The organism is Paenibacillus sp. cl130 (assembly GCF_900116035.1).
Classification (GTDB): Bacteria; Bacillota; Bacilli; order Paenibacillales; family Paenibacillaceae; genus Paenibacillus; species Paenibacillus polymyxa_B.
Genome location: NZ_FOYG01000009.1, coordinates 129,825 through 150,012, shown reverse-complemented (window position 1 = coordinate 150,012; position 20,188 = coordinate 129,825). Strand labels below are relative to the sequence as shown.

The 20,188-nt window shown below is 44.8% G+C and carries 15 protein-coding genes; 5 read left to right on the top strand and 10 right to left on the bottom strand.

The features are described 5' to 3' along the window. Positions 1-28 precede the first annotated feature (28 nt). A complete protein-coding gene (locus BM358_RS21965; RefSeq protein ID WP_028541897.1) occupies positions 29-1,996 on the top strand; it encodes a BglG family transcription antiterminator in 1,968 nt (655 codons plus the stop codon). A 38-nt stretch (positions 1,997-2,034) separates the two neighbouring features. Here BM358_RS21965 and BM358_RS21960 read toward each other — a convergent pair whose 3' ends face one another. Then, a complete protein-coding gene (locus BM358_RS21960; protein WP_023986534.1) occupies positions 2,035-2,439 on the bottom strand; it encodes a type II toxin-antitoxin system death-on-curing family toxin in 405 nt (134 codons plus the stop codon). Continuing rightward, complete coding sequence (locus BM358_RS21955) at positions 2,436-2,699, bottom strand: AbrB/MazE/SpoVT family DNA-binding domain-containing protein (protein ID WP_013308294.1); 264 nt, start codon at positions 2,697-2,699, stop codon at positions 2,436-2,438. The genes BM358_RS21960 and BM358_RS21955 overlap by 4 nt, the downstream gene beginning before the upstream one ends. 194 nt (positions 2,700-2,893) lie before the next feature. Between BM358_RS21955 and BM358_RS21950 the strand changes: the two genes are divergently transcribed. The 3 genes from BM358_RS21950 (at position 2,894) to BM358_RS21940 (ending at position 6,161) form a co-directional block, all read left to right on the top strand. After that, on the top strand, positions 2,894-3,832 hold the full coding sequence (locus BM358_RS21950; protein WP_028541898.1) for a YwqG family protein: 939 nt from the start codon (positions 2,894-2,896) through the stop codon (positions 3,830-3,832). 210 nt (positions 3,833-4,042) lie between these two features. Beyond that, positions 4,043-4,561 (top strand): RNA polymerase sigma factor, encoded by a 519-nt coding sequence (locus tag BM358_RS21945; RefSeq protein ID WP_028541899.1) that lies wholly within the window; start codon positions 4,043-4,045, stop codon positions 4,559-4,561. Further along, positions 4,545-6,161 (top strand): RNA polymerase sigma factor, encoded by a 1,617-nt coding sequence (locus tag BM358_RS21940; protein WP_028541900.1) that lies wholly within the window; start codon positions 4,545-4,547, stop codon positions 6,159-6,161. Before BM358_RS21945 ends, BM358_RS21940 begins: the two co-directional genes overlap by 17 nt. Before the next feature lie 127 nt (positions 6,162-6,288). Here BM358_RS21940 and BM358_RS21935 read toward each other — a convergent pair whose 3' ends face one another. From BM358_RS21935 to BM358_RS21900, 8 genes are all read right to left on the bottom strand, one after another. After that, positions 6,289-9,333, bottom strand: a complete 3,045-nt coding sequence (locus BM358_RS21935; protein WP_028541901.1) for a beta-galactosidase, LacZ type — start codon at positions 9,331-9,333, stop codon at positions 6,289-6,291. A gap of 52 nt (positions 9,334-9,385) precedes the next feature. After that, positions 9,386-10,210: a carbohydrate ABC transporter permease gene (locus tag BM358_RS21930; RefSeq protein WP_028541902.1), complete on the bottom strand. Its 825-nt coding sequence runs from the start codon at positions 10,208-10,210 to the stop codon at positions 9,386-9,388. Then, positions 10,207-11,103, bottom strand: coding sequence for a carbohydrate ABC transporter permease (locus BM358_RS21925; protein ID WP_013308301.1), 897 nt, complete (start codon positions 11,101-11,103; stop codon positions 10,207-10,209). Before BM358_RS21925 ends, BM358_RS21930 begins: the two co-directional genes overlap by 4 nt. A 101-nt stretch (positions 11,104-11,204) precedes the next feature. Further along, the gene (locus tag BM358_RS21920; RefSeq protein ID WP_023986539.1) at positions 11,205-12,494 is read right to left on the bottom strand and encodes an ABC transporter substrate-binding protein; all 1,290 of its coding nucleotides are present in this window, start codon (positions 12,492-12,494) and stop codon (positions 11,205-11,207) included. 231 nt (positions 12,495-12,725) lie between these two features. After that, on the bottom strand, positions 12,726-14,546 hold the full coding sequence (locus BM358_RS21915; RefSeq protein ID WP_028541903.1) for a cache domain-containing sensor histidine kinase: 1,821 nt from the start codon (positions 14,544-14,546) through the stop codon (positions 12,726-12,728). Positions 14,547-14,584: 38 nt separating this feature from the next. After that, positions 14,585-16,144, bottom strand: coding sequence for a response regulator transcription factor (locus BM358_RS21910; RefSeq protein ID WP_028541904.1), 1,560 nt, complete (start codon positions 16,142-16,144; stop codon positions 14,585-14,587). A gap of 260 nt (positions 16,145-16,404) precedes the next feature. Continuing rightward, entirely contained in the window at positions 16,405-17,040 is a 636-nt protein-coding gene (gene udk / locus BM358_RS21905) for a uridine kinase (protein ID WP_013308305.1), read from the bottom strand. A 75-nt stretch (positions 17,041-17,115) separates the two neighbouring features. Beyond that, complete coding sequence (locus tag BM358_RS21900) at positions 17,116-17,637, bottom strand: ClbS/DfsB family four-helix bundle protein (protein ID WP_028541905.1); 522 nt, start codon at positions 17,635-17,637, stop codon at positions 17,116-17,118. 375 nt (positions 17,638-18,012) lie between these two features. Between BM358_RS21900 and BM358_RS21895 the strand changes: the two genes are divergently transcribed. Next, positions 18,013-20,106 carry a pectate lyase family protein gene (locus tag BM358_RS21895; RefSeq protein ID WP_028541906.1) on the top strand — a complete coding sequence of 698 codons (2,094 nt, stop codon included), beginning with the start codon at positions 18,013-18,015 and terminating at the stop codon, positions 20,104-20,106. The last annotated feature ends 82 nt before the right edge of the window (positions 20,107-20,188 follow it).

The following is a 20,188-nucleotide window of genomic DNA, read 5'->3' as shown; positions in this document are numbered from 1 at the left end:
TTTATCGGAAAGGAGGTCTTATATCTACATGATTTTTCCCTACAAACGCTTGAAAAAGCTGTACCAGCTCGTCAGTGGAAATGATCAAGGCTGGTCTTGGACCACCAAAGCGCTCGCTGAGCGGCTGGAGGTAACAGAGCGGACCATCCGCGATGATCTTAAGAAGCTGGACAGTATGCTGAATGAATATGGAGCATATCTGGAATCCAAGAGGGGTAGCGGCTATACGATTAGGGTTGATGACCGTGAGAAATACCATTTTTTTGCGGATGAAAGTCAGGAAGAAACAGAAGTAAGTCAGCAGCTACCGGGGGCTCCAGAAGAGCGCATACGGTATGAGCTGTTCAAGCTGCTGAATGCGAGGGAATACGTGAAGATGGAAGATCTCGCCGATGAGCTGTATATTAGCCGGGCCACGATGAATAATGATTCTAAAATCATCCGTCGGATTCTGGAGGATTATAGTCTCACCCTGCGCACCAAGCCGGGACATGGTGTAAAGGTGATTGGGGAAGAAAAGAGTATTCGTTACTGCCTGGCTGAATATGCTGACGTCCGCGATGAAGAGGGACAACGCAGCGACATGCCCTTGGAACAACAACAGCTGTTTCAAGGATTGGATCTACCGCAGATCCGGACAATTATTCTAAAGCATTTGCGGAGCGTTGGGACCAAAATGGCTGATTTGGCGCTGAAAGATCTCATCACTCATTTGGCGGTCATGGTGCTGCGAGTGAAGGAAGGACATGGTTTAGAACGCTTTGAGGCGGTGGTGGGCAGTCCGCGGGATATTGAATTGGCTAGCGCCATGCTGAGGGAGATGGAAGAGGCCTTTGGCATCACCTGTCCTGAAGGAGAGTTCGATTATGTTCTGCTGCATATCGTCAGCAAAAAGATGGCCGAAACCGAGTGGGAGCGCCTCCAGTCCGATCGTCTCTTCTTAGCAGTGCGCGGGATGCTGACATTCGTCTACGAACGCTTTACCTATGACTTGCGTGACGATGAACGGCTGTCCAAGGATTTATTTGTACATTTGAAGCCAATGCTGACCCGGCTGGAGCATGGTATGAACATGCGTAATCCACTGCTTGGACATATTCGCAAGTATTATCCGCTTGCCTATGAAATCACAGTTGGTGCGGTAAAAGAACTACAAAAATCGTTTCCGTACGACATCAACGATAACGAAATCGGTTATTTGGCACTTCATATCGGGGCTGCATTGGAACGCAAATACAATATCCCTCATCGGCGTCGCAAAACCGTGTTGCTGGTGTGCGGATCCGGCTATGGAACCGCCCGGATTCTAGAATCCAGGCTGCGTTCGCTGTTCGCTGAGCTGGATGTATCCCGAGTGGTTTCACTTCGGGAATACGAGGAGATGTCCACCGTCGAGGAGGACCTCGTCGTTTCGACCATTCACTTGCAGCAGCGTAAGGATAAACCGTCCGCGGTGATTAGCCCGATTCCTTCGGAACGGGATATGGAGACAATGACGCGGATGGTACGGGCCAGCGATGAGGAACAGGAAACTTCACTGCTACGGTATTTTGACAAGCAATGGTTTATGACCCGATCCGATCAGCCGAGCAAAGATACACTAATTGAAGAAATGAGTGGTATTTTAAAGCAAAAAGGAGTGGTGACTGACAAGTTTTTGCCAGCAGTCAAAGAAAGAGAGAAGCTGGGCTCTACTGCATTGGATCGAGGGATGGCCATCCCCCATCCCCTGGAGCTAAGCTCTAACCGAACGGTCGTAAGCGTGTGCTTGCTGGAAAATCCAATTCCTTGGGATGCCAACCATGAGGTTCATGTGGTATTCCTGCTTTCAATCTGCAAAGAGGACTACGAGCAAGCTATGGGGATTTATGATTTGTTTGTAGAACTGATCCGCCAGGAAGAGACGCTGGAACGATTAAAGCATTGCCACTCCTTTGATGCCTTTATGCTAATCGCCCGTCAGGTGCTTGCAGTCAAGAGCAATGATTACCATTGAACCTAAAAAAGAGATCATTCGTGATCTCTTTTTTAGGTTCACACATGTAGTTTGGAAGAGTGGAGCTCGATTAATAAAGCCAGCTGATTCAACGAAAATTTATGATTAACCATATCTACAGTAAAGTCTTCGGCTGCTTTCTGATCCATTTTAAATTGAAAGCCATTGTAGCGCAAAAAAATGAGTAATGCAGTAAAAGCTGTTCGCTTGTTTGCATTGTGAAAAGGATGGTTTTGCCCTAGGGATTCGAATAATGCAGCGGCTTTGCTGAATATTGTGGGGTACGCATCTTCACTAAAAGCTGATGATTGAGGACGTAGAACAGCAGACTCAAGTAGACTGGTATCTTTGACGCCGATTTGTTCGCCTTTGCTGTATCTTTCAATCATAGCGACATTAATAGCTATAACTTCTTGAATGGTTAAGAAACGAATGCTGCTCATCTATCCTTAAGTCCTTTAAGGGTTTCGTCATATGAATCCATTACTTGAGAAAGATTTTCAAGAAAATCATCACTTAACCCTGAGGGCAGAGTTATTTTGTTCGATTTTTGTATAATGATTTGTCCGCTCTTGTGATCTACTTCAACCTGAACTGTATCTCCTTGGCCCAGTCCGAGCTGCTTAATGGCTTCTGTCATAGTAATCCCTAAGCTATTTCCGAATTTAGTAATTTTACGTTCCATTCCAATCACCTTACCCATCTCTTTATCCTCCTTATTATACTATTCAACTGTTATAACAATTATACATGGTTTCAGGGTATATAAACATATACTTTTTAATTCAACTTATATCTGCTAGAAAAATAGCTTGTCAGGCTTTTATTTGGTAATCTGAGGTAAGGGTTTAAATGGTTGCAGGCTATATTATTACTTCATGAAAAGGGGCGAGCGAGATGCTACAACCACTATTAAAGGATGAACTGACTCGAATACTGGAAGGGCATTCACTGGATGAAGATTTAAAAGAAGAGATTCATCAGGAAGCTCAAGCTGCTATACAATTTCATGTGGATCATGAGGAAAATTACGAACACATTGGAAATAGTCGGATCGCCGGCTATCCAGATCTGCCACCCACGATAGAGTGGCCGTGTGATTCAGACGGAGAATATTATACGTTCATTGCTCAAATTAATTTGGGCGAGCTACCTTTTTCACCATTTGAGGGATTGCCTCATCAGGGCATACTTTACTTTTTTCTTGGGCTGGATGAGCCCGCCTATGATATTGACCATAAAATCTTTTACTATAACGGTGACAGCAGCGCTTTGAAGAAAACCTTGCCACCGACCGGGAAGGTTGAAGTATGTGCTGAGAACAGGGGTTTCACATCTTATGCAATTTCTTTTCAGCCGATTGTTACCCTGCGGTCGGAGGGTGAACTAGGAGATGTTCTTGTAGATCAGTATGAAGAGCTGTATGAGCTTGTTTGTGAACAAAGTGACACGGTGTGGGGTCAGCATCAATCTTTTGCTGGGAACACCCTGCGGGATGCTTATCTACGCCGAAACGGGCTAGAGGGTCTTCTGTTTAACTGGCATAAGAGTGAGAGTCAGATTCATAAGGAAATCGAGCAAGCTATGCATAGGGGAAGTACGGATTATGCGGAGCATTTACGATCCGAAGTGCTGCCTCAGCTGCAAGAATATCAGACGAATCGGGAAAAGCACGATCAGGCTTCGGAAAATTGGCATGTTCTGCTCTCGGTCTCTTCTTTGGACGAGGTTGGTATGTGCTGGTGGGACGCGGGGTATTTGGAATTTTTGATCGATCAAAGAGACTTGAAGAACCTTGATTTCTCGAAGACATATGTCAATCTTGCTACGAGCTAGCCCGGTGCGGCAGACTCATGCTGATTTAGGGCAAATGATGGCGGTTAGAGCAGGGCGGTTTTTTGATTGATAAAAGCAGTGAATTGAGCATATGGCACAGTAGGTTTGTAGGTGGTCCTATACAGGGCCGCCTTTTTTCGATGTAAATGAACGATTGTACTCCGTTATTAGTCTTAATAGATGAGACCACAACAAGGGAGGTGCACGTATATGACTGATCGAGAGCTGTTTGAACTATATAAGGAGCAGATATATTATTTTTGTTATTATTTGATGCAAAATCAAGCAGATGCAGAAGATGTTTGCCAGGAAGTGTTTGTCAAAGCACTTTTGGCCGACAGGTCCAGAGTACAAGATCTCAAATCATGGATTTTGCGAATTGCTTCTAATGAGTGCAGCAATGTACTTAGAAGGCGGAAAACTGGGCTGATGAAGGAAATACGAACTTTTTTATTGTCACGCCCTCATTCATTTAATCCGGTGGAAGAGAACTTATATCATCAAGAAACTAAGACAGAGCTACAGAAGCTATATAACAAGCTTCCAGATAAAATTCGAATGGTCGTGGTCCTTCGTTATGTAAACGAATTGACTGTGCCGGAGATCTCTAGAGTTATAAATATACCCGAAGGAACAGCTAAATCTAGATTAAATCGGGGGCTTAAACTGCTAAAAAAAATGGTGATATCCCAAGTAAAGGAGATGAGTAGCAGTGAGTCGGTATTTTGAAAAAGAACAGAACATTCCTCAACCTGAATATGATGCAATGTGGGTAAATATAGAACAGGAAGCAACCAAACGAAAAGCAACTCTGCAACAGTCACAGGAAGCACCTATGCATAGAGCAAAAATTGTTCCAGCGAGTATCGTATTCTCATGTTTTCTGCTCGTCGCCATCCCTGTATTCGCTAGTGTGACTATCAATTGGGATAGAATAGGCGGACGTAGTGTAACCAATGCGCTAAATAACGATATTGGCCAGCGGTATGATCTAAAAGCATCCAGTGCAGGCATTACGATGAATTTGAATGGTGTTGTAACGGATGGCGAAAAAATGAAAATGCTTATCTCTCTGGATCCAGGAACCGATCCAACCAGTTATATTGGGTTTGCTATAGAGAAAACTATGGTAACTAGCAATTCTGATACCAAGGAACAAGCACACGGATATTTAAATTACGATCCTAAAAGCCAGAAACTCCTTGGCATTTATGAAACTATTGATACTTTAAAGGATCGTAAAAAAGATTACACACTTGAGGCACAGAATCTAATTTTTTATCGTAATCAGGATATTCCTTTAAAGACGGATCATCAAGCCGGGGATACCCTCGTTACCGGGACCAAGCAGTATCCTAACATTTATATAGAATCCGTTCGACAAACCAACAACAAGACTGTTGTCCGCTTTAGAGTTGCTGCAGCTCCATCCGATTTAGGACGTGGGAACCCGCATTTGGTAATGAAAGTGGGCGACAAAGAGATAGACGCCATCCCAACCATTCTACCTAGCGACAGCCCAGACTTGCATATTGAGCAGGTATTCAACATGACTGCACAAGATTGGAAAAAGGCAAACCTTCATTTTTGTTATATTGAGGAAGCAAAAAGAATTGAAGGTACTTGGAAGTTCGAATTTGAGGCGGATGGAAAAAAAGCAAGTGAAGCGATTTATTCCAAGAAGCTGCATAGCAGCGCTGAATTCCAAGAAAATACAGACACTACCTTAGACCAACTGATTGTTACCCCCTTGGATATTGAAATTCTAGTAACAGAGCGTGATTCACTTAAAAAAGGAATTGTTCATTATAAAACAGCTCAGCTGGTTATAGGTGATAAAAAAATTAACGGAGGGTGGAATATTAAAGGAGCTGGTCCTGAAAATTATCAACACTTATATCAATTTGAATCTCCAGAGTGGTATAAGGACTGGTCTGATGTTCCAATGAAACTTATATTGAAAGATGCTGTCATCGAGAAACGTGATACGTCTAAGAATTGGATCACTCTTCATAAACCTAAGGAAGAAAAACAGTTCGCTGAGCTTAATGCGGACGGTTATCAAATTGATTTCACATACTATACAGAGGGAAAAGACTTGATTGTCGAATCGAAATCCGGTTCCCCTGGCTTCAAAGGCGTCAACCAAACAACGATGCGAATTAACGGCAAAGAAGTAGTGCCTGAGATCATTGCGAAGGGCATGGTATCCACAGGAGTTAATGTTGACCGTTACAAAAACATTGAATTAGACGGAAAATTGGAACTAAATCCTGGCATCTACAAGTACAGCGATCCTGGACGTGATATTGAAGTTTTTTTGAAATAGATATGGCCATCGCTGCCTATTCTGCAGATACGTAAATACAAAAGCCCTTCCAGCTTTAGCTTCTCATGAGGGAAGCAGCGGAAGGGCTTTTGTTATACCTACTTGTCTATACAGTGAGCGTGCTTATTTATACTCGTTGCACGGTAAATTCGAATTCCAGCTTTTGATCGGCTGTAATTTGGTATTCTTCATGTACCGGAGCTCCCCAGCTATCGTCGCCGCCTACGCCCATTTGTTTACCGGCTATGGTGACAACGGTGTAATACACGTTTGGTAGCTCATACAGATGGTAGGCACTTTCCAGCTCAAACGCTGTAAACGGCGAAATATTGCATTCCACAGGTGCGGTGGCAGGAGCAGTAATGCGAATACCGCGTTGAGAATCGTCGGTAATATCGACACGGCGCACGCCTGTACGGTTACCGGATTCCTGCGGTACGACATACCCGGATACGTTATCCGCAGCTTCGTTACGGAATACGCCTAGTCTCGCGCCAAAGGCACGGTCGATGTAATTCTCTTCCGGTCCCATCGCGTACCAGTCCAGATGGCGGTAGTCTGCCGGAACCTTGAACGAAAGGGCAAAGATCGGCAGATTAGGCAGTCCTGAGACGCCTTCATAAGTCGATTTTACGTTCAGACTGCCATCCGCCAAGACGGTGTAGGCTACCGTTACCTGTACGTCGGCATGAATGCTTAGGGTGTAGCGGAACGTAATGGTCACACGGTCTGTCTGCTCTTCCGTGACCTCGATGCCTACACATTTACGCGTCAGGCTTGCAGCGAACCAGCCACCGGCTTCGAAGCCCAGAGCAGTTCCCCGATCATTGTCTGTGGTCGCCCGCCAGAACAATGGGGCAGGAGGCATGGCGATCATCTCACGTCCGGCGTAGCGAAGTGAAGTCAGGCTGCCTGCTCCTTTGGAGAACATCATACTGAAATCTGCACCGTGAACGCCAATGTTAACATCACCATGAACCACTCGTAAGACACCGCCCGTAGGGATCTTTAGCGGATTTGGATCTTCCACGATGAAAATATGCTGTCCGAAGGCCACTTCATGCCCAGCCTCAGCCCAGAGCGTGGATTCTTTCAAAACTAGAGCGGTGTGAATGACGTACTCACCGGGCTTTCCGTCCGTAATGGGGAACGTCAGTGGAATATAGGCTTCGGTCTGAGCCGCCACATCTACATGAATGGCATTACGTACGATTTCTTGGCCTTCATGCAGTAGACTGTATACTAGCTCATAGTCGCCCGTTCCCTCGAACAGGTTTTCATTGCGCAGGGTTACACCGCTGCGATCCGGGGTGAGCTTCAGATTTTGATACAGGAATTTGACCTCCTGCATCTTCGGCGAAACCTTCCGGTCCGCATAGACAATTCCGTCCGTACAGAAGCCATAGTCTGTGGCACGGTCGTCAAAGTCGCCGCCGATCGCGAGGTACTCGCGTCCGTAGCGATCTTTTTTCATAACAGCCTGATCAATATAATCCCATATAAAACCGCCCTGGTACAGCTCGTATTTGTTCTCCAGCTCGGTATACTTGTGCATGCCGCCTACGGAATTACCCATCGCATGCATGTATTCGCAACTGATATACGGCTTTTGCGGATTGTCGTTTAGATATTGCTCGATATCTGCGGGTTTGGCGTACATCCGGCTCTCCATATCGCTGGTATCATCGTACGTACGGTTGTGAAACACGCCTTCGTAGTGTACCAAACGGCTCGGGTCGGTGGCTCGGAAATAGTTGGCTACATTGCGCAGCACTTCACCTGCATATGACTCATTGCCGCAGGACCAAATCAGAATGGACGCATGGTTTTTGTCCCGTTCCAGCATGGAAATGGCGCGATCCATGACGATATCCTGCCACTCAGGCAGATTGGCGGGAATATTCCACGATGGCTCGACGGCGCCGAGTTTTTGCCAGGAACCGTGTGTTTCCAAGTTCATTTCATCAATTACATAGACCCCGTACTCATCGCATAGCTCATACCACAGAGTCTGATTTGGATAATGAGAGGTGCGAACAGCGTTCATATTGTTCTGCTTGAGCGTCCGGATATCCCACAGCATATCTTCACGGGAAATCGCACGTCCGGTGCGAGCGTTAAATTCATGGCGGTTCACACCTTTAAAGACGATGCGTTTGCCATTCAAATGCATGACCTTGTTGATCAGCTCAAATTTACGGAAGCCAATTTTTTGTGGAATGACTTCCACGAGCGATCCACTGGCATCATAAATTTGAATGAACAACGTGTACAAATAAGGTTTCTCGGCACTCCAACGCTGCACTTGCTCCAAGGCTGCTGACAGCGAAGCTTTGCCATCAGTAAAGTCAGCTTTCAAAGAAGCTACAACATGGCCGGCAGCATCTTTCACATCGACAGTTGCATAGGCCGTTGCCGGCTTTTCCAAGGTCAATTTCAGCTCCAGAAGACCCTGCGTGTAGGAAGCATCCAGATCCGCCTTGGCATGCAGGTCACGTACGTGAACCGTAGGGATGGTATAGAGATATACGTCTCTGAAAATACCGGAAAAACGCCAAAAGTCCTGATCCTCCAGCCACGCTCCCGTACTTCTTTGATATACCTCCACTGCCAGCTTGTTTTCGCCTGCTTGCAGGAACGGTGTCAGTTCAAAATCAGACGGTGTAAAGCTGTCCTCGCTGTAACCGACAAATTGTCCGTTCAGCCATACATAGAAAGCCGACTCGACGCCTTGGAAAGAAATGAACACAGGCTGCGCGCCCGAAGCCATATTTTCCGGCAAAACAAAGCTTTTGATATAGCTCCCGACCGGGTTGTGGTCCTCCGGAATATGGGGTGGACGAACGTCCGAATGTCCGTCCCATGGATACATCGTATTCACGTACTGCATTTGGCCAAAGCCTTGCGTCTGAATGTGACCCGGCACTTGAATATCGCTCCAGCCGCCATACTCAAAGCCGGGCGCATAGAACTCTACCGGACGGCTGGCTGGATTCGTTGCATAGTTAAACTTCCAGCTCCCATTCAGGCTATGACGCCAAGCCATATCAGCATGCTGCTCCGCTTCTTGAAGCGTAGCGTAATATTTGTGATCGGAATAGGCGGGCAGCCGATGTACAGCAAATTTGGTTACGTCGGTCAGCCAGTCCAGACTAGGGGTATGGATGGTCAAGGCGAACACTCCTTATTTTTAAAATGAAATGAAGATCGTACACAGAAGTCTGTTATTTAACCGAACCCACCATGCCCGCTACAAAGTGTTTCTGCATCAGGAAGAATACCAGTGCAGTCGGCAGTGTGGACAGGACAATGGCGATCATGATGACACCGTAATCCGGTGCATAGCTGGAGCCAAGGTTCGAGATCAACAGCGGAATCGTTTGATTCTCCGGCGTTTGCAACACAATCAGAGGCCAGAGGTAGTTGTTCCAGCTGGACATGAATGTGATGATTGCGGCAGCGGCATAGGTTGTTTTCATCGTAGGCATATACACCCGGAAGAACAGACCCAGCTCGGATAATCCATCCATACGACCTGCTTCCAGTAGATCCTTTGGAAACATCTTGGTGCTTTGACGGAAAAAGAAGATCAGGAACGCCGTAGTTACGGTCGGAATGACGACAGAAGAGAGTGTATCAATACCGATCCACGGTATGACATTAGAAATACCGCCGAACATCCGGTAGAGCGGGATCATGATCGCCGCAAACGGAATCATCATAGACATCAGCAGGATATTGAAGACAACGTCTTTCGCTTTACTTCTGTAAATTTCAAAGCCATAACCGGCCAGTGATGCGATTAGCATAGCCAGCAGCGTAGTTGAGATGGAGACTTTTGCAGAGTTACTTAGTGCGGTAACGATGTCTACTTTCTCAAGCAAATTGTGCATGTTATCCATCAGATGGGAGCCAGGCAGAAGCTTGCCTTTGGTCACATCGACCGACAGGTTCGTGGAGCTGGATAGCATCCAGAGGAACGGGAAAATCGAAACGAACGACACAAGGATCAGAAAGGCGTACGTAAATGCTCTTTTTGTTTTCATCATTTTTTCTCACCTGCCACTTTGAACTGGATAATTGACAAGATAATGATCATAATGACGATGGAATAAGATACGGTCGCCGCATAACCAAAGTCGGATGAATATTTGAAGGACAGATTGTAAATATATTGCGAAATTGAAGATGTCGCGTTCCCTGGCCCACCCTTGGTAATATTCATAATTTCATCGAAGAGTTGGAGTGTACCAATCGTTGATGTAATCGAAGTGAACAGGATAATCGGCTTAAGCAGTGGAACTGTAATGCTGAAAAACTGTCGGATAGGGGAAGCTCCGTCAATACGGGCCGCTTCGTAGATGGAACTGTCAATGTTCTGAAGACCGGATAGGTAAAAGATCATATTATAACCAGTCCAGCGCCATGTGATCGCGATAATAATCGTAACCTTGGCCCAGAAAGGATCTGTAATCCATTGGATGGGCGTGCCAATCACGTGCAGATTCAGCAATAAGGAGTTTACCAGACCGTCGGACGAGAACAAGTACTTGAAGACAACCGAATATGCTACAAGGGATGTGATACACGGCAAGAAGATAGCTGTGCGGAAAAAGCCCTTGAATTTCAGGTTTTTATCATTCAACAATACCGAAATGAACAGAGCCAGAATGACCATCAAAGGTACCTGGAAAATTAAATAGATAAACGTATTCTTCACGGCGGTTATAAACATTTTATCGGTGAAGAGTCGCTTGTAGTTATCAATGCCGTTAAAGCTCAGATTAGACCCTGTACCTGTCTTAAAGGACAAGATAAGCGCCTGAATCATCGGATAGAAATAAAAAGCGGCGATCATGATCACTGCGATGGATATGAACAACCATCCTGTCATACCTGCTTTGAGACGTGTTGTAGTTATTTTGGGCGCGGCTGTCTTCATACCATGTCAACTCCCTGTGCAGCAATAAAACCTTGAACTCGCAAGCCCAAGGTTTTAAGTGCTTATCGTTTTATTGTTTAGCCTTGGCTAGATGGACTGTCTTATTTAAGCTGTGCTTCCGCCTGTCCTTGAGCATCTTTCAGAACTGCGTCTACATCTTTTCCGTTCAGATAGTTTTGAATTTCAACGGTCATGATATCCTCAATGGCATACGTGTGCAGGCCATAATTGACTTTTGGAACTTGCTTAGTCCATTCTGCAAATTTCTTATATACTTTGTCGCCTCCGAAGTACGGATCTTCCACGTCATAAGCTTTACCGCTGGAAGCTGCGTTCAATGAACCGACAATTCCAATTTTGCTCAGCATATCTTGATACAGCTCTTGATCTGTTCCGAATGTCTCTTTCAGGAAATCAGCAGCGGTATCTTGACCGTCCGAGTTAAGGACATACCAGGAGCTGCCGCCGAGGCTGGAAGCATTCACGGATTCAGGTATATTTTTCAGCTTAGGGAAAGGAACAACGGCCCATTTACCCGATTGCGAAGCTTCTGCTTTGATCGAAGGTGTAATCCAGTTACCTGTAGGTACGGAAGCAACTGCACCGCTGTTGAATGCGGCCAGGAACTGACTCCAGTCGGCATTCATTTTAACAATGTTAGCGTCGAACAAGGATTTGTACGTCAAGAGCGCTTCTTTCAGAGCTGGATTACCAGCCAGGTTTGGTGTTTTACCGTCTTCTTTCAGGTACCATGAACCTGCAGTTTGGATCATACCACGGATCAGACCGAGGTCATTTGGATCTTGAGTCAGCATTTCTTTGCCTGTTTTTTGTTTTACGGCTTTACCAATTTCAATAAATTTGTCCCAATCAATATTAGTCAGGTCCGCTACTTTGTAGCCGGCTTGTTCCAGATAGTCCGTTCTTACATACAGTCCCATAACACCGGAGTCGAATGGAACACCATACTGTTTGCCGTTGTAGCTAGTCGGTCCGATTTTATAATCAGCGAAGTCGGTTGCTTTGATCGTGCTGCTCATATCATGGAAAGAATCGGGATAGGCTTGCAGGAAGTTCTGTGCCCGATAATCCTCGATCAGAACCACGTTCGGCAGTCCTTTGGTAGAACCGGAGTTAAGACCGGCATTCATTTTTTGTACGATATCGTTTTGAGCATATTCAACAATGTTTACGGTTACATCTGGATGTTTGGCAACGTAGCGATCTTTTGCCAGCTTCAGGGCTGCGATATTAAAGTTCGGGTCCCAAGCCCAGACGGTGATTTCTTTTTTGCCTGAATCTGTGGTAGTCGCTGCTTTCTCGGAATTGCTGGAGCATGCGGATAGCAAGATCAAGCTTGCAATCAGCAGAAGGAAAGTCATTTTTTTCATTTTGTTCAACCCCTACTCTTTTTTTATATGTTGCTTGCTAGTTCTAAACCTCTTAAATGAAAGCGGTTACCTTATTTATAAATCTAGTGTACCATCCATACTTTGTCGGTGTTAGGAATATCTTTATACGGATTGGTCTTATTATTATGATTTATCAAAAAAGGTACCGCTTACATTTGTATTTTGTTTTGGTTTAGGTACTTTTTTTAGGTTGAAGCTCAGTGTATAGATTTATTTAGTGGAGTCGTTGTCGTTTGATTTCAAAATCAATGGCAGTGTCATTCTTACTTTGGTGCCCTCGCCCTTTTTACTGGAGATGGTCACGCCGTATTCTTCTCCATATAAAAGGGTAATGCGGTTGTGCACATTCTGGATGCCGATGCCTGTGAACAGTTGGCGCTTGCTCTTGGGATTCGGAAGTCCGTCCTGCGCCGTATGCCCGTCCAAATCCATACCGTCTCCATCATCGACCACCTCACAGATCAATGTATCCTCCGTTTTGGACACCAATATATAGATGTGCCCTACGTTTTTTTCATTAAACGCATGGAAAAAAGAGTTTTCGATAAAAGGCTGAATGATGAGCTTGGGCACATGGTACTCCAGACAATCGGGTGATACAAAATAATTCACTTGTACCCGCTGCCCGTAGCGCACATGGTTAATGAACACATAATTTTGCATGTTGGCCATTTCCTGCTCAATGGTGATCGTTTCACTCACATTGCTGATTGTATTTTGCAGTAAGGAAATGAGTGCATTGATCGTCTCGGCGGCTGTTTCCTTATTTCCTTTGAGCACCAGCATTTTGATCGAAGCCAGTGTATTGTACAGAAAATGCGGATTGATCTGCCGTTGTAGTGCAGCAAGCTCTGCGTTCCGTTGACCCTTTTGCGTCTCTAAAAGCTTACGGATATAGTCATTTAGTTCATCCAGCATGTAGTTGTAAGCATGACTTAATTGTCTAACCTCATAGCTGCCCGTTACCGGGATATAATTATCAAAATTTTTCTCGCGTATGGTCGACATTTGCTTCACCAGTCGAGTCAAGGAACGAATCAGTCGACGGGATATCAGAAAAACGATCACCAAAGCAATCAGTACGATGGCAATGCAGATCCATACAACAGATTTAACGTCAATAATTTGTCCAATCGCAGCTTGTCTGTCGATCATGTTCACCAGATAAAAATCAAATGAAGGGATATAGTTGGAAAGGAGGATACTTTCCTTATTCATCACATCCGCATTAATGTAGTTAAGCCCCTGTTCATTGATTTTTGTGGCATAGCCTAGCAGCTCACTGGAGCGTTGTCCGATCAGGTCCTGGCGGTTGCTCGATACAATCAGTCCCGACTTGTCCAAAATAAGCACATCATTGCCATTGCTTGTGAAATTGTTGTAGAAACGGCGAAATTCAGGTTCCCGGATAGCGATGTAGATCATGCCGTACAGGGTGCCGCTGGTCCGCTCCATAAATGGTTTGGAGGCGATAATATAGGGTGTTGGCTTTTGCGCGGTATTATTCATTTGTTGCTGAAATAATTCAGTATCCAATTGATACATAAGCTGTGCCGGTCGTGCTACACTTCGGGCTGTAATAGCATTGCTTTTAAGCTCTTCCGCAGTTACAGGCCAATAGGACGAGTCGGAGTAAAAGCTCCGGCCGTTCAGACCTGTCACAGCGACACCGACATCATAGGCATCGACATTCGATTTAATTTGCTTCATTTGCTGTGCCATTCCGAAGTAAATCCTTGCCGAGTTAATCGAGTCAGATTGACCGCCAGTCAGATAGTTCTTGACCGTTCCATTTTCCGAAGCATGGGTTACGGCATTCACGATAGAATCATTGAAGGATTCAAAGCTGGATTGAATCTGGCTGAGTACCTTGGCATTTGTAATACTGAATGTCTCAGCAAAAAGTCGTTCAGACATCCGAATCGTCACCAAAGAGGTCAGCAAGGACACCGCAGTGATGCTGACCACCATAACAATAAAGATTTTGAAGAACAGACCTTGATATTTGATCTTATGGATGTATCTTTTCATATTCAATCTCTTTTCTGCTGGCAGATGTGGCTTACTCCCTAATGGAGATGCTCCCGGCGGTACTGACTGGGCGAGTAGCCCTTCACTTTTTTGAACACTTTGGTAAAATAGCTGGGGTCCGAATAGCCTACCGTGCTGCTAATATCCGAAATGGACATCGTCCCCGACCGTAGTAACTCCGCGGCTTTTTCGACCCGAATTTTGTTTAGATACTCGCTAAAACCCTCTGTATGGTGTGCTGTAAAATAACTGGACAAGTAGGAAGGGTTAAAATGAAAATATTGCCCAAGTGTCGTCAAATTGAGCGTTTCAGCATGATGCTCCTCAATATACTCCAGCAGTTTTTTCATGCTTGCGCTACTTCCTTGCTGCGTTTTAGCCATGATCTGTCTGTTCGCTTCCTCCAAAAAAGTCTCCAGAAGGCGCACGGCTTCATGTACATGAGGGGCATCATTAATTGTTTTGAAATAGGAATATTTCGCCGCATCCAGCTCCTTCATATCATACCCCTGATTCCCGAGCAAAATCGTAATGTTAAACACGATATTTCCGAGAAGCGATTTGAATTCAAAAGCGGTAGAGGTATAGTTGCCGGACATGGCGGCTACATAGGATCTCAAATCCTGAAAAGCTGTATCAAAATGCTCACGCTTCATCTCTTCTGTAAACTGTTTTAAGTTGAACGAGCTGTTCACCTGTATAGGCGGAGGGAGTTCGTCTTCTATTAGCAGCGCTGTTCCTGGGAAATAAAAGCGGTAACTCAGCAGTTTTGGCAGTTCATCCTGATAGACGTCACTAATCTGATTGAAGTCATCAAATAAATGGCTGACTGCCCAGCCTGTCTGTGGATCGACTCGCTTTGTCTCCTGAGCAACTTCCCTAACCGCAGCCATCCAGGAGTCTACTTCACGTGGATCAAGATTGGCTAAAAACACAGCCGCATAGACATCGGACGGCAGTTGTCGCAGTACGATGTGCTTACAGGCAGAGGACACTTGATCTGATAGCTTGGAAAATAGGTCCGAGGCAGAGATAGAGCGTCCTTTATTCTGCGGTGCTGACTGCTCCACGCCTATGAGCGCAAAACGGCTATAAGGAAATGCTTGGTTCAGCAACTCAGCGTCATAGTCCATGCTATACCCGGAGATCAGCTTTTCGATCACATGATCTATTGTAATTTGACTATTATTAGCATCTGCCTGATATTGAATGGATGGAATTTTGCGAGCGGTTCTCTGGAGCACTTGGAGTAGCTCATCCGTGTCCAGCTTGGGCTTTAAAATATAGTCAGCAACCCCTTGTTGAAAGGTGGATCGCACGTAATTAAATTCACCGTAACTGCTAAGCACGATGACTTCGATATCTGGATAGTTCTGTCTGACTATGCGCGTCAGCTCCTCGCCATCCATGATTGGCATTACGATATCTGTAATGACAATATGAGGGCGCAAGGTTTCAATCAGCTCCAATGCTTCTTTCCCGTTAGAAGCCTCACCTACAATTCGAAATCCATACTGTTCCCACGATAAATGGTGTTTAATCCCTTGCCGTACCAATATCTCATCATCGACAATCAAAATGTTGCATAGCTCATTCATGGCAGCACTCTCCGTAATTATACCTATTCGAGGATTTTGCAAAAATCCTGATTCAAAAAAGACCCCCATCACGTGGACGTCATATCATCTGAGGCACATATTTGACAACGCTTCCAACTTGGCTTAAATCTAAAGCATTTAATCTTTACATGCTAACATAAACCACACGGGGATTCCAAAATAATTTAGTCCAAATGGCATATAAAACAACAAAAAAGGCAGCCGAGAAAATCTCGACAGCCTAAACGACCAGGATTACCTTATACAGTACCCCATGTCCGATCTCCTGCCAAATATTTTTCAGTCAAAATAGACAGCAGTTGAATACCAACCTCATTGTGTCCTCCCTCAGGAAGGATCAGGTCAGCGTATTTCTTGGAAGGCTCAATAAATGCCTCATGCATCGGCTTAACCGTAGTCAAATAGTGATCGTGGATCGAATGGATGGTGCGGCCGCGTTCCTCAATATCGCGAAGAACCCGACGGAGAATGCGCACATCAGGGTCAGTATCCACAAATACTTTGATGTCAAGCAGGCTGCGGAGCTTTTCGTCTGACAGCACATGCAGACCCTCCAACATAACGATGTGATTTGGCAGAAGCTCTACCGTCTCGTCCGTGGAGCGTGCATGAACCGTAAAGTCATACACTGGCGCTTGTGTCGCTTGTCCTTTTTTCAGACATTGGAGATGCTCAATAAGCAATTCGTTGTCAAAGGCAAACGGATGATCATAATTGACCAAAGCACGTTCATCATAACTCAGATGTGAATGGTCTTTATAATAGTTATCCTGAGATATGAAAGTCACTTTATTAGATCCCAGACGCTCAACGACGGCGCGTGCTACCGTCGATTTACCGGAACCTGTACCGCCGGCAATACCAATAATAAGCATGGCGTTTCACTTACCCTTCCCTAAATGTATCCCGATACAACTCAAGTATTGTAGCACAATGCACACTTTTTTTCATCACTGTTGGACTTTGTATTTCTTCCATTTCCGTATCTTGGCTCTGAATGTTTTAAACGGTGCCACCGAGTTGATGTGAATCCATCTTGCCATGGGCCAGTTCGGGTTAGTACCCGTCCAGTTGTGAACGCCTTGAGTGAAGAGCTCTTCATGGCTAAGTGTGTCGATCCAATCCAGCCACTTTTGCTCAGTCAACTTGAACATATCACGTAATTCACGTAAAGATTGGTGGGAATAGGTCTTGTAAAATGATTGATATAGTTCGCCTAGTCTATTCCATTTATAATTGGGAGCGGGCATGATGACAGTTTTTCCTTCCCGTTCGTCCCTGTCCCATGTCATGACAAGATGAAGCCATCCGAGCTGGTAGGCGATCATTTCTGCAGGTGTTTTATCTACTTCGGGGATACGAATATCCTTTTGGCTCTCGTCGATCTCCTGGAATTCACTGTCAAATCGTAAGTAGGAGGCATGAATGGCTTCTTTTAACTCCAATTTGGAAGCGTAGTCGTAGCTGGACATCTAATCGCTCCTTTAAATGATATGGATGATACTCACTCCTTTATATGTACCATTCTCAATATGACAACTGTATGTCTTATACAAAAATAAAAAAATATCGTTTTTTGTGATTTTATGAAACAGCATTTGGCGTGTTCACGAAACAGGATGCAAAATTAATAGAAAAATTAAGACAAAAGATAAGTAATTAGACATATTTTAATATTTATTTAAAAGCCTATAATTATTGGAGTATAGCGCTTGGGGCCCCTCATTGGTGTTGGGATATTATTCCCTTCAACAGTACGTTATATACCGTTTGGACATGTCATGTCTGATGAACGGTGCAACCTTTGCTTTAGTATTCATGAATCTAATCAAGAAGGGGATTGTTATATGAAGTCGAGTTTGTTAAAAAAATGTGCAAGTGTAATGTTAAGCAGTACGTTGGTACTGTCTTTATCATTACCGTTGCTAGGTCATGCACATGCAGATGGGAATTTACAGATAAGTGACGATTTTGAGCAAGGAGAAGCTCAAGGCTGGACCGCAGGTTCGGGGAACTGGTCTGTGGTCAAGGATGGGAATGGTTCTACATACCAACAATCTAGTCAAAGCGAAAGCCATTCCGTCAAAGGTAATGCCTCATGGACGAACTATAGCGTGCAAGCAGATGTATATGTAAATGATTTTAATGGCTCTAATCGAGTCTACGTTGCAGGTAGATACACAGATTCCAACAACTTCTATGCAGCATCGTTGTACAACAAGAAAGACGGAGCTCTTGAGATTCGAAAAAAAGTCAAAGGCTCTATGAAGACACTGGCTACCAATAAAAAATACAAACTGGACACGAATACATGGTACAGAGTCAAGCTGGAACTATCCGGTTCGGAAATCAAAATGTATGTCAATGATCAACTGGAGCTGTCCGCAACAGACACCAGCCTCACTGCTGGAGCCATTGGTTTGGTAACTTCTAAAACAGCTGCCCAATTCGATAATGTGATTGTATCCGGTGCTTCTTCTGAGGGAGAACCAGGAACACCGCCTGTGAATCCGACACCAGGTACAGAGAAACCGACTCCTGGAGTGGATCATAACGCAACCTCCAAAAATAACTATAATTTGACTGGCTTTTCGTATGGTAATACAGGTGGTGGCAACATTGCGGATACAGATGCCAACTACAAAAAGGTTTACAACGCTGTAGATCTCAACGAAGCACTGAAGAAAGGCAGCAAAGTCAAAGTGATTGAGATTATGAATGATCTTGATCTCGGTTGGAATGAAATTCCTAGTGCTGCCAAAGTAATGCCTTTTAGTGCCAACAACCCTGTACAGACGCATCCTGTTCTGAAAAAGACAGGTGTGAGCAAAGTCTATATCGAAAATATGAATGGGGTTACGATTTTCTCTGCCAATGGTGCGAAAATCAAACATGCCGGCTTTGTTATCAAAAGAAGCTCCAATTTGATTTTCCGTAACCTCGAATTTGATGAACTTTGGGAGTGGGATGAAGCAACCAAAGGGAACTATGATAAGAATGACTGGGATTATGTTACCATCGAAGGTACAAGTTCCAAGGTATGGATCGACCATTGCACATTTAACAAAGCCTATGATGGTCTGGTAGATGTGAAAAAAGGTAGTAACGGAGTTACGATTTCTTGGTCTTTGTTCAAAGGAGATGACCGCAGCTCCAACAGCTGGGTAACCCAACAAGTCAACGCGATGGAAGCAGACAAGTCTTCCTATCCTATGTACGCTTATCTGAGAAGCAGTGCAGTAGGCATGAGTAAAGAAGATATCATTGATATTGCAGCAGGACAAAAGAAGGCTCATCTGATTGGTGCTACGGAAATGGCTTCCGACAATGCAGACCTGGAGGTAACGCTGCATCATAATTACTACCTGGATATTCAGGATCGTATGCCTCGTCTGCGTGCTGGTAATGCTCATGCATATAACATCGTTATGGACGATGCTGGATTGGCCAGAGCCAAAAAAAGAATCACTTCTGACATGGCTAAAGCAATTGCCGCAAAAGGATACCATTTTGACGTCGTGGGTAACGGTGCGATTTCAACAGAAAACGGTGCGGTATTGCTAGAAAAGTCTTATTTAATTGATGTGTTTTCTCCAGTGCGTAATAATCAAAAAGATCCTAAAAAAGATGACTACACAGGAAAAATCAAGGCTGAAGACGTCATCTTCTCCGACAACGGTACCGTATTCAGAGGAGGCAGCGAAGAAGCGAATAGCCCATTAGCCCCTTATCCTGCGAAGACCAAGAACTTCTCTTGGAATGGGTTCACAACGTTGCCATACAGCTATACTGCCGAAGACCCTGCTAACCTGGTTGCTCAATTGCAGGCCAAGGATGGAGCGGGTGCAGGCAAGCTGAACTGGTCGAGTGAAAGCTGGCTCAAAACGGTGTACAATACGTCCGTTACGAAAAATGCAATAGTGGAAGAAGATTCCGAATAGGTAGGCCATATAAAAAAGCAGCCAGGACAGATATGCTCTGTTTCTGGCTGCTTTTTTGGTTACCTACGTTAAGGCTGCGTTC

Bases quoted from the DNA above. Each gene is read 5' to 3' on its own strand.
- BM358_RS21950 (WP_028541898.1), top strand. From the start codon at position 2,894: ATGCTACAACCACTATTAAAGGATGAACTGACTCGAATACTGGAAGGG.
- udk (WP_013308305.1), bottom strand. From the start codon at position 17,040: ATGCTTATTATTGGTATTGCCGGCGGTACAGGTTCCGGTAAATCGACG.
- BM358_RS21920 (WP_023986539.1), bottom strand. From the start codon at position 12,494: ATGAAAAAAATGACTTTCCTTCTGCTGATTGCAAGCTTGATCTTGCTA.
- BM358_RS21925 (WP_013308301.1), bottom strand. From the start codon at position 11,103: ATGAAGACAGCCGCGCCCAAAATAACTACAACACGTCTCAAAGCAGGT.
- BM358_RS21945 (WP_028541899.1), top strand. From the start codon at position 4,043: ATGACTGATCGAGAGCTGTTTGAACTATATAAGGAGCAGATATATTAT.
- BM358_RS21965 (WP_028541897.1), top strand. From the start codon at position 29: ATGATTTTTCCCTACAAACGCTTGAAAAAGCTGTACCAGCTCGTCAGT.
- BM358_RS21895 (WP_028541906.1), top strand. From the start codon at position 18,013: ATGAAGTCGAGTTTGTTAAAAAAATGTGCAAGTGTAATGTTAAGCAGT.
- BM358_RS21915 (WP_028541903.1), bottom strand. From the start codon at position 14,546: ATGAAAAGATACATCCATAAGATCAAATATCAAGGTCTGTTCTTCAAA.
- BM358_RS21955 (WP_013308294.1), bottom strand. From the start codon at position 2,699: ATGGGTAAGGTGATTGGAATGGAACGTAAAATTACTAAATTCGGAAAT.
- BM358_RS21960 (WP_023986534.1), bottom strand. From the start codon at position 2,439: ATGAGCAGCATTCGTTTCTTAACCATTCAAGAAGTTATAGCTATTAAT.
- BM358_RS21930 (WP_028541902.1), bottom strand. From the start codon at position 10,210: ATGATGAAAACAAAAAGAGCATTTACGTACGCCTTTCTGATCCTTGTG.
- BM358_RS21900 (WP_028541905.1), bottom strand. From the start codon at position 17,637: ATGTCCAGCTACGACTACGCTTCCAAATTGGAGTTAAAAGAAGCCATT.
- BM358_RS21910 (WP_028541904.1), bottom strand. From the start codon at position 16,144: ATGAATGAGCTATGCAACATTTTGATTGTCGATGATGAGATATTGGTA.